Here is a 19048-nt window from a genome sequence, read left to right on the forward strand (position 1 = left end):
TCTTCGTCAAGTCCGGCGGCCTGGGAAGGCGAAGAGGTCGGCATCCGCATCGGCATGGCCGGCGATCGCGGACGAGACGATCTCGGCGGCGATCTGGCTGAACGTGATGCCGTTGCCGCCAAAGCCCATGACGGCGAAGACATTTTTCAAGCCCGGCACGCGGCCGATCAGCGGCAGGCCGGTGCGGGTGGTGCCAAAGGGGGCCGCCCAGACGTGGTCGGGCTCCGGCAGGGCGAGGCCGAGCAGGCTTTCCGCCTTGCGGCGGATGGTTTTTGCCTTCTGTCGCAGCTTCTTTGTTGAAGCATAGGCCTCGGCGCTGCCCTCGTCCTCGCCGCCGACGATCAGCCGTCCGTCGCGCGTGCGGCGGAGGTAGAGATAGGGGTTGGCGCCCTCCCAGACGATGCAGGTCTTCAGCCAGTCCGGCAGCGTGGTGCCCGGCGGCGTGGCGAGCGCCCAGGTGGAGACGATGGCGTGGTTCTCGTCGGCGACGGCCTTCAGAAATTCGTAGCCGGAGCAGAAGACGGCATGGCGGGCGGAGACGATCCGCCCCTCGGCCGTCGCCAGAAAGGCTGCGTCCGCCGTGCTGCGCAGATCGGTGATTTCCAGCGGGCTGACGAGTTCGACGCCGCGCGTCATCGCTGCACGCAGGATGCCGGCGGCCAGCTGCGCCGGGTTTGCTGCAGCGGAGACGTTGCTGAGGATGGCGCCGGTGCGCGCAATCGAAAAGCGTTCGGCAAGGGTGGTGGCGTCGAGATAGTCGGCCGCAATGCCGGCCGCGCGGCGCGCCTCGGCCTCTTCCTGCAGGGCCCGGCGGCCATAAGCCTTGCCGGCGAGGAACAGGGTCTGCTTGCGCGCGAAACCGCAGGAGAGGCCGAGATCGGCGACGATTTCAGACAGGCTTTCGACGGCACGGGCGGAGCGCTGCCAGGCACGCCGGGCCTTCGGCGCGCCGATCATGTCCGAGAGCCTGGAGAGCGGGAGGTCGATCTCGTGCTGGATCATCGCGGTGCTGGCGAGCGTGCTGCCCTGCACGGGGGGGCGCCGGTCGACGACGAGGATGGCGCGCCGGCTATCCGCCAGTGCATGGGCCATCAGCGCCCCGGAAATCCCGGCGCCGACGATGACGACGTCGTAGTCGGCGCGTGACGGCCTTTGCCGCGTGCGCAGCGCAAGGCGCGGCGAACAGGCCCAGAGAGGGCGGGCTTCATGCAGGTCGCGCTGGCGGGTGATGTTGCGGGATCTCGGAATGGGCGGGCTCCTGTGCGAGGGGCACATCTGCAATGGCCGGGCGGCGGAAAAGTTCCCGCAAGGCGCGGCGGGCCGTGCTGGCGCTTGCATTGCGCGCCGAAAGCGGGCAAAGCACGGGGCGCCTGAAACACGCCGGATTTTTCGCCATGACCGTGAGTTCGAGAACGCCCCGCCCGATCGACCATCTGGTGCTGCCGGTGTCCGACCTCGGGGTGGCCCGCGAGCGCCTGACCGCGCTCGGCTTCACCGTCGCCAGGGACGCCCGCCACCCTTTCGGCACGGAAAACTGTTGCGTCTTCCTTGCCGACGGCGCCTATCTGGAGCCGCTCGGCATCGCCAACCGCGAGGAATGCGAGGAAGCGGCGCGTGGTGGCAACGTCTTCGTCGCGCGCGACCAGGCCTTCCGCTTCCGCCGCGGCCTTGAGGGCTTTTCCGGCATTGCCATGGCGAGCGGCGATGCCTGGGAGGACGACCAGCGCTACACCCAGGCCGGCCTTTCCGGCGGCGAGGTGCTGGAATTTTCCCGCGACATGCTGCTGCCCGACGGGACCAGCGCCACCGGCAGCTTCCGCCTTGCCTTTGCCGCCGACCTGCGCAGCCCCGATTTCTTCTTCTTCGCCTCGCAGCGCATCCTGCCGCTGCCGGCCGACCGCAAGGCGCTGGAAGCCCACGAGAACGGCGTAATCGCCCTGTCCGAGGTCGTCCTGTCGGAGCAGAATCCGACGGATTTTCAGTATCTGGTGCAGGAGGCGGCCGACGAGCGCGAGGTCGAGGCCCTGTCGTTCGGCATGTCCGTCGATACGCCGCGCGGGCGCATCACCGTGCTCAACGATGCCGGCCTTGCGGGATTTTACGGGATCGCGCCGATTGCCGGCACGGATCGCGGCCTGAAAGGGCGCGCGGTCGTCTTCAAGGTTGAAAATACAGCGGAATGCGAGCGTCTCCTGACGGAGCGCGGCATCGCCTTCCAGAAACGGGACAACCGTCTCCTCGTGCCGCCGGCACCGGGGCAGGGCGTCCTCTTTGTCTTCGGAGAATGAGATGAACACCAATTCCACCGTCGTCGTCGGCGAAGGCGCCAAGAAGGTCACCTTCGCGCAGGACAAGCGCTTCTCGCTGATCGCCGGCCCCTGCCAGATGGAGAGCCGCGACCACGCCTACATGATGGCCGAGGCACTGGTAAAGATGACCGACAAGCTCGGCATCGGCCTCGTCTACAAGTCCTCCTTCGACAAGGCGAACCGCACCTCGCTCTCCGGCAAGCGCGGCATCGGCCTTGAAAAGGCGCTGGAAATCTTCGCCGACCTCAAGAAGGATTTCGGCTTCCCGGTCGTCACCGACATCCACACGGAAGAGCAGTGCGCCGTCGTCGCCGAGACGGTCGATATCCTGCAGATCCCGGCCTTCCTGTCGCGCCAGACGGACCTGCTCGTCGCCGCCGCCAAGACCGGCCGTACGATCAACGTCAAGAAGGGCCAGTTCCTGGCGCCCTGGGACATGAAGAACGTGCTGGCGAAGTTCACCGAGAGCGGCAACCCCAACGTCATGCTGTGCGAGCGCGGCGCCTCCTTCGGCTACAACACGCTCGTCTCCGACATGCGCTCGCTGCCGATCATGGCCTCGCTCGGCGCGCCGGTCGTCTTCGACGCCACGCACTCGGTGCAGCAGCCGGGTGGGCAGGGCGGCTCGACGGGCGGCGATCGCCGGTTCGTCGAGACCCTGGCGCGCGCGGCCATCGCCGTCGGTATTGCCGGCCTCTTCGTCGAGACCCACGAGGACCCCGACAACGCGCCCTCCGACGGCCCGAACATGGTGCATCTGAAGGACATGCCGCGCCTTCTGGAAAAGCTCGTCGCCTTCGACGACATCGCCAAGGCCTGACGTTTCAAACGGATGACATGGAGACATGGCATCCGTTTTCCCGACGGCGCCCGACACCATTGTAATTTCTGCATCGTCGATTAAAAGTGGATTTTAATCGATTTATAAACCCCGGAACAGGACGATATCCATGACTGCAATCATCGACATCATCGGCCGCGAGATTCTCGACAGCCGCGGCAATCCCACCGTTGAAGTGGACGTGCATCTCGAAGATGGCAGCTTCGGCCGTGCGGCCGTTCCGTCGGGCGCCTCCACGGGCGCGCATGAAGCCGTCGAGCTGCGCGACGGCGGCAAGCGTTACCTCGGCAAGGGCGTCGAAAACGCCGTCGCCGCCGTCAACGGCGAGATTTTCGAAGCGATCGGCGGCCTCGATGCCGAGGACCAGATCGAGATTGACCAGACGATGATCGAACTCGACGGCACGCCAAACAAGGCCCGCCTCGGCGCCAACGCCATCCTCGGCGTCTCGCTCGCCGTCGCCAAGGCCGCCGCGGAAGCCGCCAACCTGCCGCTCTACCGCTATGTCGGCGGCCCGAACGCCCGCATCCTGCCCGTGCCGATGATGAACATCATCAATGGCGGCGCCCATGCCGACAACCCGATCGACTTCCAGGAATTCATGATCGTCCCGGTCGGCGCCGACAATATCCGCGACGCCGTGCGCATGGGCTCGGAAGTGTTCCACACGCTGAAGAAGCAGCTTGCTGCCGACGGCCACAACACCAATGTCGGTGACGAAGGCGGCTTTGCGCCGGGCCTTGCCTCCGCGCCCGCCGCCCTCGACTTCATCATGAAGTCGATCGAGAAGGCCGGCTACCGCCCGGGCGAGGACATGTTCATCGCGCTCGACTGCGCCTCGACGGAGTTCTTCAAGGACGGCAAGTATGTGCTGGAGGGCGAAGGCCGCACGCTGGAGCCGGGCGCCATGGCCGACTACCTCGCCGAGCTTGCCGGCAAATACCCGATCTTCTCGATCGAGGACGGCATGGCGGAAGACGACTGGGACGGCTGGAAGGCGCTGACCGACAAGATCGGCAAGAAGGTGCAGCTCGTCGGCGACGACCTGTTCGTGACGAACTCGGCGCGCCTTCGTGACGGCATCAAGATGGGCGTCGGCAACTCGATCCTCGTCAAGGTCAACCAGATCGGCTCGCTCTCCGAGACGCTCGACGCCGTGGAGACCGCGCACAAGGCGAGCTACACCGCCGTCATGTCGCACCGCTCGGGCGAGACCGAGGATTCGACGATCGCCGACCTTGCCGTCGCCACCAACTGCGGCCAGATCAAGACCGGCTCGCTCGCCCGCTCCGACCGCACCGCCAAGTACAACCAGCTGATCCGCATCGAGGAACAGCTCGGCGCCCAGGCGAAATACGCCGGTCGCGGCATCCTGCGCGGCTGATCAGCCACGACGCATCTTTCGGCGGCAGCGCGAGAAAACGCGCTGCCGCCGTTTTCGTTTCTATGAGGGGCGGGGCTGCCCGCCCCTCTCCGACGGCAAGCAATCGCATCTGGAATTCGACATTGCCGCATTACCCTTTTCCATGAGGGGAGAAGGAGAATGCGGCGCCGCTTTCATTCCAGACGCGGGGGCCTTGTCGTTGGGGGAGGTGTCCGGCTGACCGGAAGGAGCAGGGCAGGCCGTGCGGCTGCCCCGCAGGGCGGCTTAGTCCGCCAGCGCCACGGCGATTTCCGCCGCGAGGCGCGCATTGTTCTCGACGAGCGCGATATTGGTCTTGAGGCTGCGGCCGTCCGTCAGGCGGAACAGGCTGTCGAGCAGATAGGGCGTCACGGCCTTGCCGGCGATCTCGTCGCGTTCGGCATTGTCGAGCGCGCGGGCGATGTAGATCTCCATCTCCTCGCGTTCGATCTCGTCGGCCTCCGGCACCGGATTGGCGATCAGCATGCCGCCGTCGACGCCGAGCTGGTCGCGCACCTTCTGGAAATTGGCGATGGCCGCCGGGCTGTTCAGCGTCAGCGGGCTTTTGAGCCCCGAATCGCGCGACCAGAAGGCCGGGAAGATGGGGCTGTCGTAGGTGACGACGGGCACGCCGCGCGTCTCCAGCACTTCAAGGGTCTTCGGAATGTCGAGGATCGCCTTGGCGCCCGCGCAGACGACGATGACGCCGGTGCGCGACAGTTCGTCTAGGTCGGCGGAGATGTCGAAGGTTTCTTCCGCCTTGCGATGCACGCCGCCGATGCCGCCGGTCGCAAAGACCTTGATGCCGGCGCGGGCGGCGCCGATCATCGTCGCCGCAACGGTCGTCGCGCCCGTGCGGCGCTCGGCGATCGCGAAGGCGAGGTCGGCGCGCGACAGCTTCATCGCGCCCTCGGTCTGCGCCAGCGTTTCCAGCGTCGCATCGTCGAGGCCGATATGCAGGATGCCGTCGATGACGGCGATCGTCGCCGGCACGGCGCCTTCTTCGCGGATGATGCGCTCGACGCTGCGGGCCATGTTCAGGTTGCCCGGATAGGGCATGCCGTGGGTGATGATCGTCGATTCGAGCGCGACGATCGGCGCGCCGCGGCTCTTGGCGGCGGCGACTTCGTCCGAATACTGCATCGGCAGGAGGGTGGAAACGGGTCTGGTCATGCGAGGTCCTTGCAGGAATTTCGGCAAAAAAGTCTCATGCCATTCCTTCGGCCTCCGGCACAAGGGAAAGTGCGGCCTGAAGCGCCGCCTGCGACATTTCTTCGGCGACGGCGAGCGGCGAGCGCACGGTGATCGCCGCGGCGGCAACCCCGTGGCGCAGCGCCTCGCCGATCTCGTGGCCGCTGATCCAGGCGTCGAGGAAGCCGGAGGCGAGCGAATCGCCCGCGCCGGTGACGTCGCCGAGCGCGGGGGCTTCCGGCGGCGCAACGCATGCGGCGCGCTTTGCATCGAAGGCGACGACGCCGCGGCCGCCGCGCGTCACGACACCGGCGGAAAGGCCGGCTGCGCGCAGCGCCTTCGGCCAGTCGGCCGGATTGTCCGGTGCTGCGCCCGTCAGTGTGCGCGCCTCCGCCTCGTTCATGAACAGGAAGGCGAGGGCGGGAAGGCTAGCGGCGAACCGCGGGACCTTGGCCGGTGAAATGGCGATTCCGGCGATCGGCACACCTGCGGCGCACGCCGCCGTCGTCATGGCCGCCAGCGTTTCGGCCGGCAGGTTGGCATCGGTGAGGATCAGCCCAGCCGCGGCGACCGCATCGCGCATCGCCCGCTGCTGCAGGCGGCGCGGCGAGAAGAGGCGGTAGAGTTCCATGTCCGCCAGGGCGATGACGAGGTTGCCGTCCCGCTCGATGATCGCCGTATAACTTGGCGTCGCCCGGTCGAGGAAGGTGAAGGGTGTGTCCTCGACCCCCGCCGCTTCCGCTGCCGCCGCGACGATGTCGCCATCCGCATCGCCGCCGCGCGGCGAGACGAGCCGCACCGTCCGGCCGAGCCGGGCGAGGTTGCGCGCCGCATTGAACGCGCCGCCACCCGCTTCCACGAACCAGGCACCGGGATTGCTCGCCCCCGGCGCCGTCTCGCCGGCAATGCGCCCGCGCCTGTCCACATGGGCGCCGCCCATCACCAGTATCGTCTTTCCCGTCATCGTCTTCCTTCATTCCCGCGGCACGATTCGCCTGCAACCGTGCAGACCCTGCGCGGGTACATCCTTGTTCCGCCACGGCTTTCAACAGCCCTAAACGAAAAGAGAACACACGCTCGATTCACGAAATAATTCAAATGGATGAATGGATCTTGCAAAAAGAGAACAAAATGTGTACATAGCTTTCATCGACGGCTTCGTTGCCTGTCTTGCTTCAATAACCTAAAGGTGGACGAAATGGCACAGAACACTTTGCGGCTCGTAGAGGATAAAGCAGTGGATAAAAGCAAGGCACTCGAAGCGGCACTCTCCCAGATCGAGCGCTCCTTCGGCAAGGGCTCCATCATGAAGCTCGGTGGCAAGGACAGCGTCATCGAGATCGAGACGGTGTCGACGGGCTCGCTCAGCCTCGACGTCGCACTCGGGATCGGCGGCCTGCCCAAGGGCCGTATCATCGAGATTTACGGCCCGGAAAGCTCGGGCAAGACGACGCTTGCGCTGCAGACCATCGCCGAATCCCAGAAGAAGGGCGGCATCTGCGCCTTCGTCGACGCCGAACACGCGCTCGATCCGGTCTATGCCCGCAAGCTCGGCGTCGACCTTGAAAACCTTCTCATCTCGCAGCCCGACACCGGCGAGCAGGCGCTCGAGATCACCGACACGCTGGTGCGCTCCGGCGCCGTCGATGTGCTGGTTGTCGATTCGGTCGCCGCGCTCACGCCGCGCGCCGAAATCGAGGGCGAGATGGGCGAGAGCCTGCCGGGTCTCCAGGCGCGCCTGATGAGCCAGGCGCTGCGCAAGCTCACCGCCTCGATCTCCAAGTCGAACACGATGGTGATCTTCATCAACCAGATCCGTATGAAGATCGGTGTCGTCTACGGTTCGCCGGAAGTGACGACGGGCGGCAACGCGCTGAAGTTCTATGCCTCCGTCCGCCTCGACATCCGCCGCATCGGCGCCGTCAAGGAGCGCGACGAGGTGATCGGCAACCAGACGCGCGTCAAGGTCGTCAAGAACAAGATGGCACCGCCCTTCAAGCAGGTCGAGTTCGACATCATGTATGGCGAGGGCGTTTCCAAGACCGGCGAGCTCATCGACCTCGGCGTCAAGGCGGGCATCGTGGAAAAGTCCGGCGCCTGGTTCTCCTACAACAGCCAGCGTCTCGGCCAGGGCCGCGAGAACGCCAAGACGTTCCTGCGCGACAATCCGGATCTCGCCCGCGAGATCGAGACGGCGTTGCGCCAGAATGCCGGCCTGATCGCCGACCGCTTCCTGGAGAACGGCGGACCGGATCCGAACGACGCGGACGACGCGGCCGGCATGTAATCGCCGCGCAACGGTTTCGCAAAAACATCGAAGACCGGCCTCTTCTTCGCGAAAGGCCGGTTTTTTGGTGTCTGGACAGGGGCCGAGGCGGGCGATAAAAGCCTTCAGTTCTCGCGCGCGCCAAGGTTTTCGACCTTCCGCCTCCTCTAAGCGGCAGGCGCGGGCGGTTTCGACGGAATTCGCGGATGGGTGACCTTGACGGGTCTTCCGGGCGGGCACTCCGGCCGGCGAGGCGGTTTCGCCATCGTTGCAGTGAATTGGGTGGGTGATGCGCCGGTTTTCCGGCGCAAAAGGGCAGAGATGAAGGACGCGATATGAGCGGCGTGAATGAGATCCGGTCGACTTTCCTCGACTATTTCCGAAAGAACGGCCACGAGATCGTGTCGTCCAGCCCGCTCGTGCCGCGCAACGACCCGACGCTGATGTTCACCAATGCCGGCATGGTGCAGTTCAAGAACGTCTTCACCGGCCTGGAATCGCGTCCCTATTCCACAGCGACGACAGCCCAGAAGGTCGTGCGTGCCGGCGGCAAGCACAACGACCTCGACAATGTCGGCTATACCGCGCGGCACCTGACCTTCTTCGAGATGCTCGGCAACTTCTCGTTCGGCGACTATTTCAAGGAGCGCGCCATCGAGCTTGCCTGGACGCTGGTGACGAAGGGGTTCGATCTGCCGAAGAACCGGCTGCTCGTGACCGTCTATTCCGAGGACGAGGAAGCGGCCATCCTCTGGAAGAAGATCGCCGGCCTTTCCGACGACCGGATCATCCGTATCCCGACCTCGGACAACTTCTGGCAGATGGGTGACACCGGTCCCTGCGGCCCCTGTTCGGAAATCTTCATCGACCAGGGCGAGCATGTCTGGGGCGGCCCGCCCGGCTCGCCGGAGGAGGATGGCGACCGGTTCCTCGAATTCTGGAACCTCGTCTTCATGCAGTTCGACCAGACGGCGCCCGGCGAGCGCAGTCTGCTGCCGCGCCCGTCGATCGACACCGGCATGGGCCTCGAGCGCATGGCCTGCATCCTGCAGGGCGTGCAGAGCGTTTTCGAGACCGATCTTTTCCGCACGCTGATCTCGGCCGTCGAGGAGGCCGTCGGCACGAAGGCCGAGGGCGAAGCGGCAGCGAGCTGCCGGGTCATCGCCGATCACCTGCGCTCCTCCGCCTTCCTGATCGCCGACGGCGTCCTGCCGTCGAACGAGGGCCGCGGCTACGTCCTGCGCCGCATCATGCGCCGCGCCATGCGCCACATGCAGCTGCTCGGCGCCCGCGAACCTTTGATGTGGTCGCTGCTTCCCGCGCTCGTCGGCGAAATGGGCCGCGCCTATCCCGAACTCGTGCGGGCCGAGGCGCTGATCTCCGAGACGCTGAAGCTCGAGGAAACCCGTTTCCGCAAGACGCTGGAGCGCGGCCTGTCGCTGCTCTCGGATGCCACCGTGACGCTCAAGACGGGCGACATGCTGGATGGCGAGACCGCGTTCAAGCTGTACGATACCTATGGCTTCCCGCTCGACCTGACCCAGGACGCGCTGCGCGCCCGGGACATCCATGTCGACCTTTCCGGCTTCAACGATGCGATGCAGCGCCAGAAGGCGGAAGCGCGCGCGAACTGGTCCGGCTCCGGCGACAAGGCGACGGAAGCCGTTTGGTTCGAGCTGAAGGAAAAGCACGGCGCGAGCGAATTCCTCGGATATGACACGGAGACGGCCGAGGGCGTCGTCCAGGCGATCGTCCGGGACGGCAAGACGATCGACGGCGCCACTGCCGGCGACAGCGTCCAGATCGTCGTCAACCAGACGCCGTTCTACGGCGAATCGGGCGGCCAGATGGGCGATACGGGCGTGATCGTCAGCGATCATGCGCGCCTTGCGGTGACCGATACGCAGAAGAAGGGCGAGGGCGTCTTCGTCCACAGTGCCGTCGTCGAGAGCGGCAAGCTTGCCGTCGGTGACGCTGTCGCCCTGACGGTGGATCATGCCCGCCGTTCGCGGCTGCGCGCCAACCACTCCGCCACCCACCTGCTGCACGAGGCGCTGCGCGAGGTGCTCGGCACCCACGTCGCCCAGAAGGGCTCGCTGGTCGCGCCCGAGCGCCTGCGCTTCGACGTCTCCCATCCCAAGCCCATGTCGGCGGAGGAGCTGCGCGTCATCGAGGACATGGCGAACGAGATCATCGTGCAGAACGCCCCGGTCACCACCCGCCTGATGACGGTGGACGACGCGATCGCGGAGGGCGCCATGGCGCTCTTCGGCGAAAAATACGGCGACGAGGTGCGTGTGGTTTCCATGGGCACCGGCCTGCACGGCGCCAAGGCCAACCGGCCCTATTCCGTTGAGCTTTGCGGCGGCACGCACGTGTCGGCGACCGGCGAGATCGGTCTCGTGCGCATCCTTTCGGAAAGCGCGGTCGGCTCGGGCGTGCGCCGCCTCGAGGCGCTGACGGGCGAGGCGGCCCGGGCCTACCTTGCCGAACAGGACGAGCGCGTCAAATCGCTCGCCACCACGCTGAAGGCGCAGCCGGGCGAGGTGCTTTCCCGCGTCGAGGCGCTGGTCGAGGAGCGCCGCAAGCTGGAACGCGAACTGACCGAGGCGAAGAAGAAACTGGCGCTGTCGGGCGGCACTGCCGGCGGCGACGACGGCGTGCGCGAGGTCGCGGGCGTGAAATATCTCGGCAAGGTCGTCACAGGCGTCGAGCCGAAGGACCTGAAGAGCCTTGCCGACGACGGCAAGAAGAGCCTCGGCTCCGGCATCGTCACCTTCGTCGGCGTTTCGGCCGACGGTAAGGCGAGCGCCGTTGTCGCCGTCACCGAAGACCTTACCGGCCGGTTCAGCGCTGTCGACCTCGTGCGCCGCGCCTCCGAAGCGCTTGGCGGCAAGGGTGGCGGCGGGCGTGCGGACATGGCGCAGGCCGGTGGCCCGGATGGTGCCAAGGCGGGCGACGCGATCGAGGCGGTCGCCGGCGCGATCGCCGGCTGATCGGCCGGGCCGGAATGCAAATGGATCATGGCGGCGGGCTTCGGCCCGCCGCTTTTGTTTGCGAAGTCTTCAAGGTTTATCCCTAGCATCCTGCGCGTGCGGAGTGGGTGTTTTGATTGAAGACGTCATCAGTATTTCAACCTTGATGATCTGTACGTTCCTGTCGACCACCATCGTCGGGATTTTCATGCTGCAGCTCTGGCTGACGGACCGGCGGCACAGGGCAGCCGGCTACTGGTGCCTGTCCATGTGGGTCGGCTCGCTTTGCACGCTGCTCTTCGCCCTTCGTGCCGTGGGCCCGCCGCTCCTCACCGTTGGCCTCGGCAATCTGCTCGCCGCCTTCGGCTACGCCTTCATGTGGGCCGGTTTTCGCGTCTTCGACCGCCGCCGCGCGCATCTTGCGGTCATCCTTTCCGGCCCGCTCTTCTGGGCCCTTGCCTATCTCTTCGTGCCGCAGGTGACGGCGGACGTGAACAACCGCATCATCGTCACCTCGGTCATCATCGCGGCCTATTCGCTGTGGATCGGCGCCGATATCTGGCGCGGGCGCCGCGCCGAGCCGCTGCCGACCCGCACGCTTGCTGCCGCCTTCTTCGTCAGCCACGGCGTCATCTACGGTCTGCGCATCCCCATGGCGATCATGCTGCCCGCGGCCTTCGGCCATGGCACCGCCTATTCCGCCTGGTTTGCGCTCTTCTCGCTGGAACTCTTCGCCCACACGATCCTGGCCGCCGTCGCCATGCTGGTGCTGATCAAGGAGCGCGGCGAGGCGCTCTACCGCCAGGCCTCGCGCACCGATGCGCTGACCGGCATCGCCAATCGCGGCTCCTTCCTGGACGACATGCAGAAGCGGCTTGCCGACCGGCCGCAGGGCACGCTGATGATTTTCGACCTTGATCGGTTCAAGGCGATCAACGACACCTACGGCCATGTCGCGGGCGATCTCGTGCTGAAGCGGTTTTCCGCGCTGGTCGCCGCGCGTCTCGAAACGGGCATGCTGTTCTGCCGCTTCGGCGGCGAGGAGTTCGCGCTCTTTGCGCCCGGGCGCGACATGGCCTGTGCCGAACCCTTCGCCGAGGGGCTGCGGCACACGGTGGCCGCGTTGCCGATCCCCACGGAAGAGCATGAGATCGCCGTGTCGGTCAGCATCGGCCTTGCCGATGTCGCGACCTTCGGGGCGGATTTCGACCGCCTGCATTCGGCGGCCGACGGCGCGCTCTATGCGGCCAAGGAGGCGGGCCGCAACCAGGTGAAGCGTGCGGCGCCTTCGCTGGGCCTTCCCGGTCTCGCCGAGCGCATGAAGTCGCCTGTCACGGCGGATGTTGCCCGCACCGGCTGAGGCCTTTCAGAGATCCTCTTTACGCGCCCGCCCGAATGGCTTCAGCGCGATGGTGGGAATGTCGCGATCTCCTCCAGCGCGCTTTCCAGCGTCGCGGTGAAGGTGACGCGCGGGGCGTGCAGCTCGTGGGCTTCCAGCAGGCGGCGCATGTCGGGCTTCAGCCCGGTGATGAAGACGCGCACGCCGGCCCGCTCTGCCTTGCGCACCAGGCCTTCGATGACGCTGGCGGCGGTCGAATCGAGCAGCGGCACGTCGGCGCAGTCGAGCACGAAGTTGCGCCGCTGGTCGGCGATGCGGTCGAGCACCGAGCCGACGCTGGCGGCTGCGCCGAAGAAGAAGACGCCGCTGATGCGGTAGATCACGGTGTCCGGATCGTTGGCGACGACCGGCCGCTCTGGCAGGCCGCTGTCCTCCCCGGCATTCTCGATGGCGCGCACGACGCGCGGCACGGTCTCCTCACGGATGGCGACGGCCTTGCCCATGCGATCGATGAACAGCACCGCGCCGATGAGGAAGCCGACTACGATGCCCTCCGTCAGGTCGCGGAAGACGACGAGCAGGAAGGTGACGACGAGCACTGCCGCATCGCCGCGCGAAGAGCGGAAGAGGGCGGCGATGGCCGGGCGCTCCACCATGTTGAACGCGACGACCGCGAGCACGCCTGCAAGCGCGGCGAGCGGGATGTAGCTGGCGAGCGGCGCGGCCACGAGCATGAAGAGCAGCAGGAAGAGTGCATGCAGCATGCCCGAGACCGGGCTGGTGGCGCCGGAGCGCACATTCGTTGCGGTGCGGGCGATGGTGCCCGTCACGCAGATGCCGCCGAACAGCGCCGAACCGACATTGGCGAATCCCTGGGCGACCAGTTCCATGCTGGAGCGGTGCCTGCGCCCCGTCATGCCATCGGCGACGACGGCCGAGAGCAGCGATTCGATGGCGCCGAGCAGGGCGAAGGCGACGGCATCCGGCAGCACGGCGATGACGAGTTCCGGCGAGAAGGACGGTAGCGCCGGCAAGGGCAGGCCACGCGGAATGCCGTTGAACCGGCTGCCGATCGTATCTGCCGGCAGCGAGAGGAGCGCGGTGGCGAACGAGGCGACGGTGACGGCGATGAGGAGGTTCGGCCAGCTCGGGCGGAAGCGGCGCAGGAGGAGGATGACGGCGACGGTAAGCCCGGCGACGCCGAAGGCGGCCGGGTTGAAGCTCGGCCGGGCGATCCATAGTGCTTCGAGCTTGTCGAGGATCGGCCCCGGCTCGCGCCCGTCCAGCTTCAGGCCGAACAGCTCGCCGATCTGGCTGGCGAAGATGATGACGGCGATGCCGGCCGTGAAGCCGACCGTCACGGGATAGGGAATGAACTTGATGTATTTGCCGAGCCTGAGATAGCCAGCAAGCGCAAGCAGGATGCCGGAAAGCAGGGTGGCGAGCAGCAGGCCCTCGACGCCGTGGCGGGCGACCGTCGCCGAGACCAGCACGATGAAGGCGCCTGCCGGCCCGCCCACCTGAAACCGGCTGCCGCCGAGGGCGGAAACCAGGAAACCGCCGATGATGGCGGTGTAGAGACCGCGATCCGGCGTGACGCCCGAGGCGATGGCGATCGCCATGGACAGTGGCAGCGCGACGATCGCCACCGTGAGGCCGGACAGCGCATCGGCCTTGAAACGCGCGGGGCCGTAGCCCTCCGCGAAAACGCTGGCGAGCTTCGGCATCAGGGTATCGGTCATGGGTGCCTCGAAAGGCCGGAGGATGGAGAAAGGGGCCGGCGCGGGCATCTCACGCCGAGTCGCCCGTTTTTGCAATGACACAAGGCAAGGCTATGCGAAATTTGCAGAGCAAGAAGAAGCGCAGGATTTGTGAAATCGCGCCATGCTTGATTGAATGCGTTCCGGCGAGAGGAAAACGGCATGAGTGAAAACGAGATCTGGACAGCCTATGAAAAGCGCCTGCTCAGGGTTTCCGCCTATATCTACGAGCATCTGGAAGAGGATCTCGACCTCGACCGGCTGTCGGAGATCGCCTGCCTTTCCGCCTATCACTGGCACCGCGTCTACCGCGCCGTACACAACGAGACGCTGGCGGGTACCGTCCGCCGGTTGCGTCTGCACCGTGCGGCGGGCGATCTGGTGCGCAGCGACCGCTCCGTCCGGGACATCGCCGCGCGATGGGGGTACCCCAACCTCCAGTCCTTCAACCGTACCTTTGCGGCAGTCTACGGCCTGCCGCCGGCACGCTACCGCAAGGAGGGCTCCCATCGTGCCTATGAACCCGAAAACGACAAGGAGTCTTCCCGCATGTTCGACGTGACCATTCGCACCATGCCCGAGCAGACGCTGCTCGCGGTTCCCCATTCCGGCTCCTATATGGGCATCGGAAAGGCCTTCGAGGCGCTTTACGGCGCGCTCTTTTCCCGCAACATCTTCCGGCCGGACATGCGCATGATCGGCATCTTTCTTGATGATCCCGATCTCGTGCCGGAGGCGAAGCTGCGCTCCTTCGCCTGCGTGACGGCGGGCACGGAGGCTCCCGCTGAGGCGCCGCTCGTGCGCCGCACGCTCGCAGAAGGCGACTACGCTGTGCTGCGCCACCAGGGGCCCTATGCGAATATGGGCGCGGCCTATCGCTGGCTCTACGCCACATGGCTTCCCGCCTCGGGGCGCTCGATCCGCGACGAGGTGATGTTCGAGACCTATCTCAACAATCCGCGCGAGGTTCCGCCGAACGAGCTCCTGACGGAAATCTGCCTGCCGCTCCAGCGGGCGGCGGCGGTGGCCTGAGGCCGGCAGCACGGCGCGGAGAGTTGCAGCAGGTGATTGTTCCGACCTGTCGCTTTCAGGCTCGGCCCGAGGATCCCCATTACTGGGTGCTGGGCGTTCGGGTGGTCGGGCCGAACCCGACCACCACGAAAGAAAGAGAAGCGGCAAAGACAGCCAGCCCTAGCTCTTCTTCATCGCTTCGAGCTGCCGATGCATCTCCTCGTCATCGATCGCCTTGGCCTTCAGATAGGCCGGGCGATCCTTCAGACGGTCCCAGTAGGCCTGATATTCCTGCCGTGTTTCCAGCGAGCCGAACTGCAAGCCCCAGCTGATATGCGAGCCGACATAGACGTCGGCGGCGGTGAAGGCGTCGCCGGCAATATAGGGCGTGCGGGTGACGGCGAAGGAGAGGGCGTCCAGCACCGATTGATAGCTGCCGCAGCCGATGCTGCGTTCGCGTTCCTTCGGCACGCTGAGTCCGAAGGCCTTGAGCGAGACCGCCATTTCAACCGGACCCGCCGCGAAGAACATCCAGCGATAATAGTCCCCGCGCAGGTTTGCCGGCGGGGCAAGGCCGGCTTCGGGAAAGGCGTCGGCCATGTAGGCGCAGATGGCGGCGGCTTCCGTCACCACGGTCTTGCCATGGCGGATGGCGGGCACCTTGCCCATGGGATTGACCGCAAGGTATTCCGGCGCCTTCATCGAGCCTTCGAAGGTCAGCCATTCGCTGCGGTAGGGCGCGCCGACCTCCTCCAGCATCCAGCGGGCGATGCGCCCGCGCGACATCGGGTTGCTATAGAAAACAAGCTCTTCGGCCATGGTATCCTCCTCCTATGGCGAGGGGAGAATAGGGCGCGGGCCGGGCTGCGCAAGGGCATGCAAAAGAAAAGCCCGGCGCTGGGCCGGGCTTTGCGAAGTCTCGTTTCAGGCTCAGGCCGCCATGGCCTTCTTGAGGTTCTCGTCGATCTTGTCGAGGAAGCCGGTGGTGGAGAGCCACGGCTGGTCGGGGCCGATGAGGAGCGCGAGGTCCTTGGTCATGAAGCCCGATTCGACGGTTTCGACGCAGACGCGTTCCAGCGTTTCGGAGAACTTGGCCAGCTCCGCATTGCCGTCCAGCTTGGCGCGGTGGGCAAGGCCACGCGTCCAGGCGAAGATCGAGGCGATCGAGTTGGTCGAGGTTTCCTCGCCCTTCTGGTGCTGGCGGTAGTGGCGCGTCACCGTGCCGTGGGCGGCTTCGGCTTCGACCGTCTTGCCGTCCGGCGTCATCAGAACCGAGGTCATCAGGCCGAGCGAGCCGAAACCCTGCGCGACGATGTCGGACTGCACGTCGCCGTCATAGTTCTTGCAGGCCCAGACATAGCCGCCGGACCACTTGAGCGCCGAGGCGACCATGTCGTCGATCAGGCGGTGTTCGTACCAGATCTTGGCTTCCTTGAACTTGTCGGCGAATTCGGCGTCGAAGACCTGCTGGAAGATGTCCTTGAAGCGGCCGTCATAGACCTTGAGAATGGTGTTCTTGGTCGAGAGATAGACCGGCACCTTGCGCTGCAGGCCGTAGTTGAACGACGCGCGGGCGAATTCGGTGATCGAATCGTCGAGGTTGTACATGCCCATTGCGACGCCGGCGGACGGGGCGTCGAACACGTCGTATTCGATTTCCTTGCCGTCCTCGCCGACGAACTTCATCGTCAGCTTGCCCTTGCCGGGGAACTTGAAGTCGGTGGCGCGGTACTGGTCGCCGAAGGCGTGGCGGCCGACGATGATCGGCTTGGTCCAGCCCGGAACGAGACGCGGCACGTTCTTGCAGATGATCGGCTCGCGGAAGATGACGCCGCCGAGGATGTTGCGGATCGTGCCGTTCGGCGACTTCCACATCTTCTTCAGCTTGAATTCTTCGACGCGGGCTTCATCCGGCGTGATGGTGGCGCACTTGACGCCGACGCCATGCTTCTTGATGGCGTTCGCCGCGTCGATCGTCACCTGGTCGTCGGTGGCGTCGCGGTTTTCCATGCCGAGGTCGTAATAGTGGAGGTCGATATCCAGGTAAGGATGGATCAGCTTTTCCTTGATGAACTGCCAGATGATGCGCGTCATCTCATCGCCGTCGAGTTCGACGACGGGGTTGGCGACCTTGATCTTTGCCATGGAGAGCCTCGTGTTTTGTCGGGGCCTAGCGCCCCGGATCGTGGACTTGAAAGGAACGCTTGGCCCTATAGCACTCGCGGCCGGGAAGGCAAAGACAACCAATTACCGAGACGGTTTATTTTCGCCGGGGTTGAGAATAAGTTTCGCCAAAATTCCGTTTCAGGAAGGCTCTCGGGCGGCCGCTCCGGTCCGCCGTCATCCAATGGAGAATATGATGTCGCGTTTCGGTTTCGTGGCGCTCGCCCTTCTGCTTCCCGTTTCCGTCGAGGCTGCCGATTTCAAGGCGCCCGTCGCGGAGGTCATGGCGGCCGCCACGGCCAACTGGCAGGACATGGGCACGGATACCGATACGCCGCCGCCCTATACCGACTACTTCTCCGAGGATTTCCTGAAGCGTCTCTACAGCAAGGATTTCGTCGCGAAATACAAGGAGGCGGCGAAGTTCCCGGCCTATGACGACGGCGGCTCGCCCTTCGACTACGATCCGATCATCGGCGGACAGGACGGCTGCGCGCTGAAGGACGTGGCGACCGCCGAGGGGCAGCCGGCAAACGGCGCGGAAGACGTGACCGTGACCTTCGACAACAGCCATTGCTTCGGCGAGCGGGCCAGCGACTGGCAGCCGGAAAAGCTGGTCTTCAAGGTGATCGAGGAGGACGGAAGGGCGGTCATCGACGATATCGAGCGTCCCAGCTTCGAGGATGGCGCCTCCCTGAAGAAGGAAATGCTGGAGATCGCCGAGGCTGGCGCCAACGGTGGTAGCGGCAGCGCCGCCGAATCCCCGGAATAGGCGGCTGGCGCTTTTCATTTCCGGCGTATTGTGCCAGTGAGGCCCATCTTTCCAAAGCGCGCGCGCCGCGGTCCTTCGGATTCGCTTCCGGCGCCTTGGATTTTTGATTTTCGCATGTCGGTAGCGCAAAACCGCGGCACACTTTTGCGTGACATGCTTTAGGGACATATGGGCATGGCAGGCACGAACAGCGAACGCACGCTGATCGCCGAAGGACCGGCGATCATTCTCGTTCATCCGCAACTCGGCGAGAATATCGGCATGGTGGCGCGCGCCATGGCGAATTTCGGCCTTGCCGAGCTGCGCCTGGTCAACCCGCGCGACGGCTGGCCGAGCGAGAAGGCGATTTCCGCGGCCAGCAAGGCGGATCACGTCATCGAGGCGGCGAAGGTCTATCCATCCCTGGAAGCGGCCGTCGCCGATCTCGAATTCGTCTATGCGACGACGGCACGCGACCGCTATGGCTACAAGGAAGTTCGCTCGCCCGTGGTTGCCGCCGACGACCTGCGCACGCGCTTCCGCGCTGGCGAAAAGACCGGCATCCTCTTCGGCCGCGAGCGCACGGGCCTCACCAACGAGGAGATCGCGCTCGCCGACGAACTGGTGACCTTTCCGGTCAATCCCGCCTTCGCCTCGCTCAACCTCGCCCAGGCCGTGCTCCTCATGAGCTACGAATGGATGAAGAGCGGCCTTGCCTCCGTCGAGGATACGCCCTTCGACGCGCTGCCACAGCGCCCGGCCAAGAAGGAGGAGCTGCAGGGGCTCTTCGATCATGTGGAGGAGACGCTGGACGCGCGCGGCTACTTCCGGCCTGCCGAAAAAAAGCCAAAACTGGTGGAGAACCTGCGCGCCATCCTGACGCGCCCTTCCTTCACCGGCACGGAGATCCAGGTCATGCGCGGCATCATCTCCTGCCTCGATCGTTTCACCCGCGAATCGCCGCGCGGCGCGAGCAATCCGAACCGCACCCGCAATCGTCGGCCGAAGGTGCCCCGTGACGACGAATAGGCCCTTTCCCG

At 65.6% G+C, this 19048-nt stretch carries 15 protein-coding genes; 9 read left to right on the forward strand and 6 right to left on the reverse strand.

Annotated features, from left to right (window positions below; translation table 11 throughout):
* Nucleotides 1-6 precede the first annotated feature (6 nt).
* Nucleotides 7-1275: an NAD(P)/FAD-dependent oxidoreductase gene (locus P9A16_RS26155; RefSeq protein ID WP_024270692.1), complete on the reverse strand. Its 1269-nt coding sequence runs from the start codon at nt 1273-1275 to the stop codon at nt 7-9.
* Between the two features lie 119 nt (nt 1276-1394).
* Here P9A16_RS26155 and P9A16_RS26160 point away from each other — a divergent pair, with 119 nt between their 5' ends.
* The 3 genes from P9A16_RS26160 (at nt 1395) to eno (ending at nt 4534) form a co-directional block, all read left to right on the forward strand.
* Nucleotides 1395-2288: a VOC family protein gene (locus P9A16_RS26160; protein ID WP_037407670.1), complete on the forward strand. Its 894-nt coding sequence runs from the start codon at nt 1395-1397 to the stop codon at nt 2286-2288.
* Between the two features lies 1 nt (nt 2289).
* Nucleotides 2290-3129, forward strand: coding sequence for a 3-deoxy-8-phosphooctulonate synthase (gene kdsA, locus P9A16_RS26165; RefSeq protein ID WP_023517439.1), 840 nt, complete (start codon nt 2290-2292; stop codon nt 3127-3129).
* Between the two features lie 130 nt (nt 3130-3259).
* Entirely contained in the window at nt 3260-4534 is a 1275-nt protein-coding gene (eno, locus tag P9A16_RS26170; protein ID WP_023517438.1) for a phosphopyruvate hydratase, read from the forward strand.
* Between the two features lie 264 nt (nt 4535-4798).
* Here eno and P9A16_RS26175 read toward each other — a convergent pair whose 3' ends face one another.
* A complete protein-coding gene (locus tag P9A16_RS26175; RefSeq protein ID WP_023516800.1) occupies nt 4799-5725 on the reverse strand; it encodes a pseudouridine-5'-phosphate glycosidase in 927 nt (308 codons plus the stop codon).
* A 34-nt stretch (nt 5726-5759) separates the two neighbouring features.
* Nucleotides 5760-6707 (reverse strand): carbohydrate kinase family protein, encoded by a 948-nt coding sequence (locus tag P9A16_RS26180; protein WP_023516799.1) that lies wholly within the window; start codon nt 6705-6707, stop codon nt 5760-5762.
* 234 nt (nt 6708-6941) lie between these two features.
* Between P9A16_RS26180 and recA the strand changes: the two genes are divergently transcribed.
* The 3 genes from recA (at nt 6942) to P9A16_RS26195 (ending at nt 12344) form a co-directional block, all read left to right on the forward strand.
* Nucleotides 6942-8030 (forward strand): recombinase RecA, encoded by a 1089-nt coding sequence (gene recA / locus P9A16_RS26185; protein ID WP_023516798.1) that lies wholly within the window; start codon nt 6942-6944, stop codon nt 8028-8030.
* Between the two features lie 314 nt (nt 8031-8344).
* The gene (gene alaS, locus P9A16_RS26190) at nt 8345-11005 is read left to right on the forward strand and encodes an alanine--tRNA ligase (RefSeq protein ID WP_023516797.1); all 2661 of its coding nucleotides are present in this window, start codon (nt 8345-8347) and stop codon (nt 11003-11005) included.
* A 112-nt stretch (nt 11006-11117) separates the two neighbouring features.
* Entirely contained in the window at nt 11118-12344 is a 1227-nt protein-coding gene (locus P9A16_RS26195) for a GGDEF domain-containing protein (protein WP_024271233.1), read from the forward strand.
* Nucleotides 12345-12385: 41 nt separating this feature from the next.
* Here the strand turns inward: P9A16_RS26195 and P9A16_RS26200 are convergent, their stop codons facing one another.
* Nucleotides 12386-14065 carry a SulP family inorganic anion transporter gene (locus P9A16_RS26200; protein ID WP_023516795.1) on the reverse strand — a complete coding sequence of 560 codons (1680 nt, stop codon included), beginning with the start codon at nt 14063-14065 and terminating at the stop codon, nt 12386-12388.
* A gap of 180 nt (nt 14066-14245) precedes the next feature.
* Here P9A16_RS26200 and P9A16_RS26205 point away from each other — a divergent pair, with 180 nt between their 5' ends.
* Nucleotides 14246-15115, forward strand: coding sequence for an AraC family transcriptional regulator (locus P9A16_RS26205; protein WP_023514526.1), 870 nt, complete (start codon nt 14246-14248; stop codon nt 15113-15115).
* Between the two features lie 159 nt (nt 15116-15274).
* Here P9A16_RS26205 and P9A16_RS26210 read toward each other — a convergent pair whose 3' ends face one another.
* Together P9A16_RS26210 and P9A16_RS26215 are read right to left on the reverse strand one after the other, a co-directional pair.
* Nucleotides 15275-15913, reverse strand: a complete 639-nt coding sequence (locus P9A16_RS26210; RefSeq protein ID WP_023514527.1) for a glutathione S-transferase family protein — start codon at nt 15911-15913, stop codon at nt 15275-15277.
* Nucleotides 15914-16024: 111 nt separating this feature from the next.
* Nucleotides 16025-17239, reverse strand: coding sequence for an NADP-dependent isocitrate dehydrogenase (locus tag P9A16_RS26215; RefSeq protein WP_023514528.1), 1215 nt, complete (start codon nt 17237-17239; stop codon nt 16025-16027).
* A 214-nt stretch (nt 17240-17453) separates the two neighbouring features.
* On the opposite strand from P9A16_RS26215, the gene P9A16_RS26220 reads away from it, so the two are divergent.
* The gene (locus tag P9A16_RS26220) at nt 17454-18029 is read left to right on the forward strand and encodes a hypothetical protein (RefSeq protein ID WP_023514529.1); all 576 of its coding nucleotides are present in this window, start codon (nt 17454-17456) and stop codon (nt 18027-18029) included.
* Nucleotides 18030-18203: 174 nt separating this feature from the next.
* A complete protein-coding gene (locus P9A16_RS26225; protein WP_037408709.1) occupies nt 18204-19037 on the forward strand; it encodes an RNA methyltransferase in 834 nt (277 codons plus the stop codon).
* Nucleotides 19038-19048: the final 11 nt, after the last annotated feature.

The sequence above is a fragment of the Shinella sp. 838 genome, from assembly GCF_029623935.1.
In the GTDB taxonomy this organism is placed as follows: domain Bacteria; phylum Pseudomonadota; class Alphaproteobacteria; order Rhizobiales; family Rhizobiaceae; genus Shinella.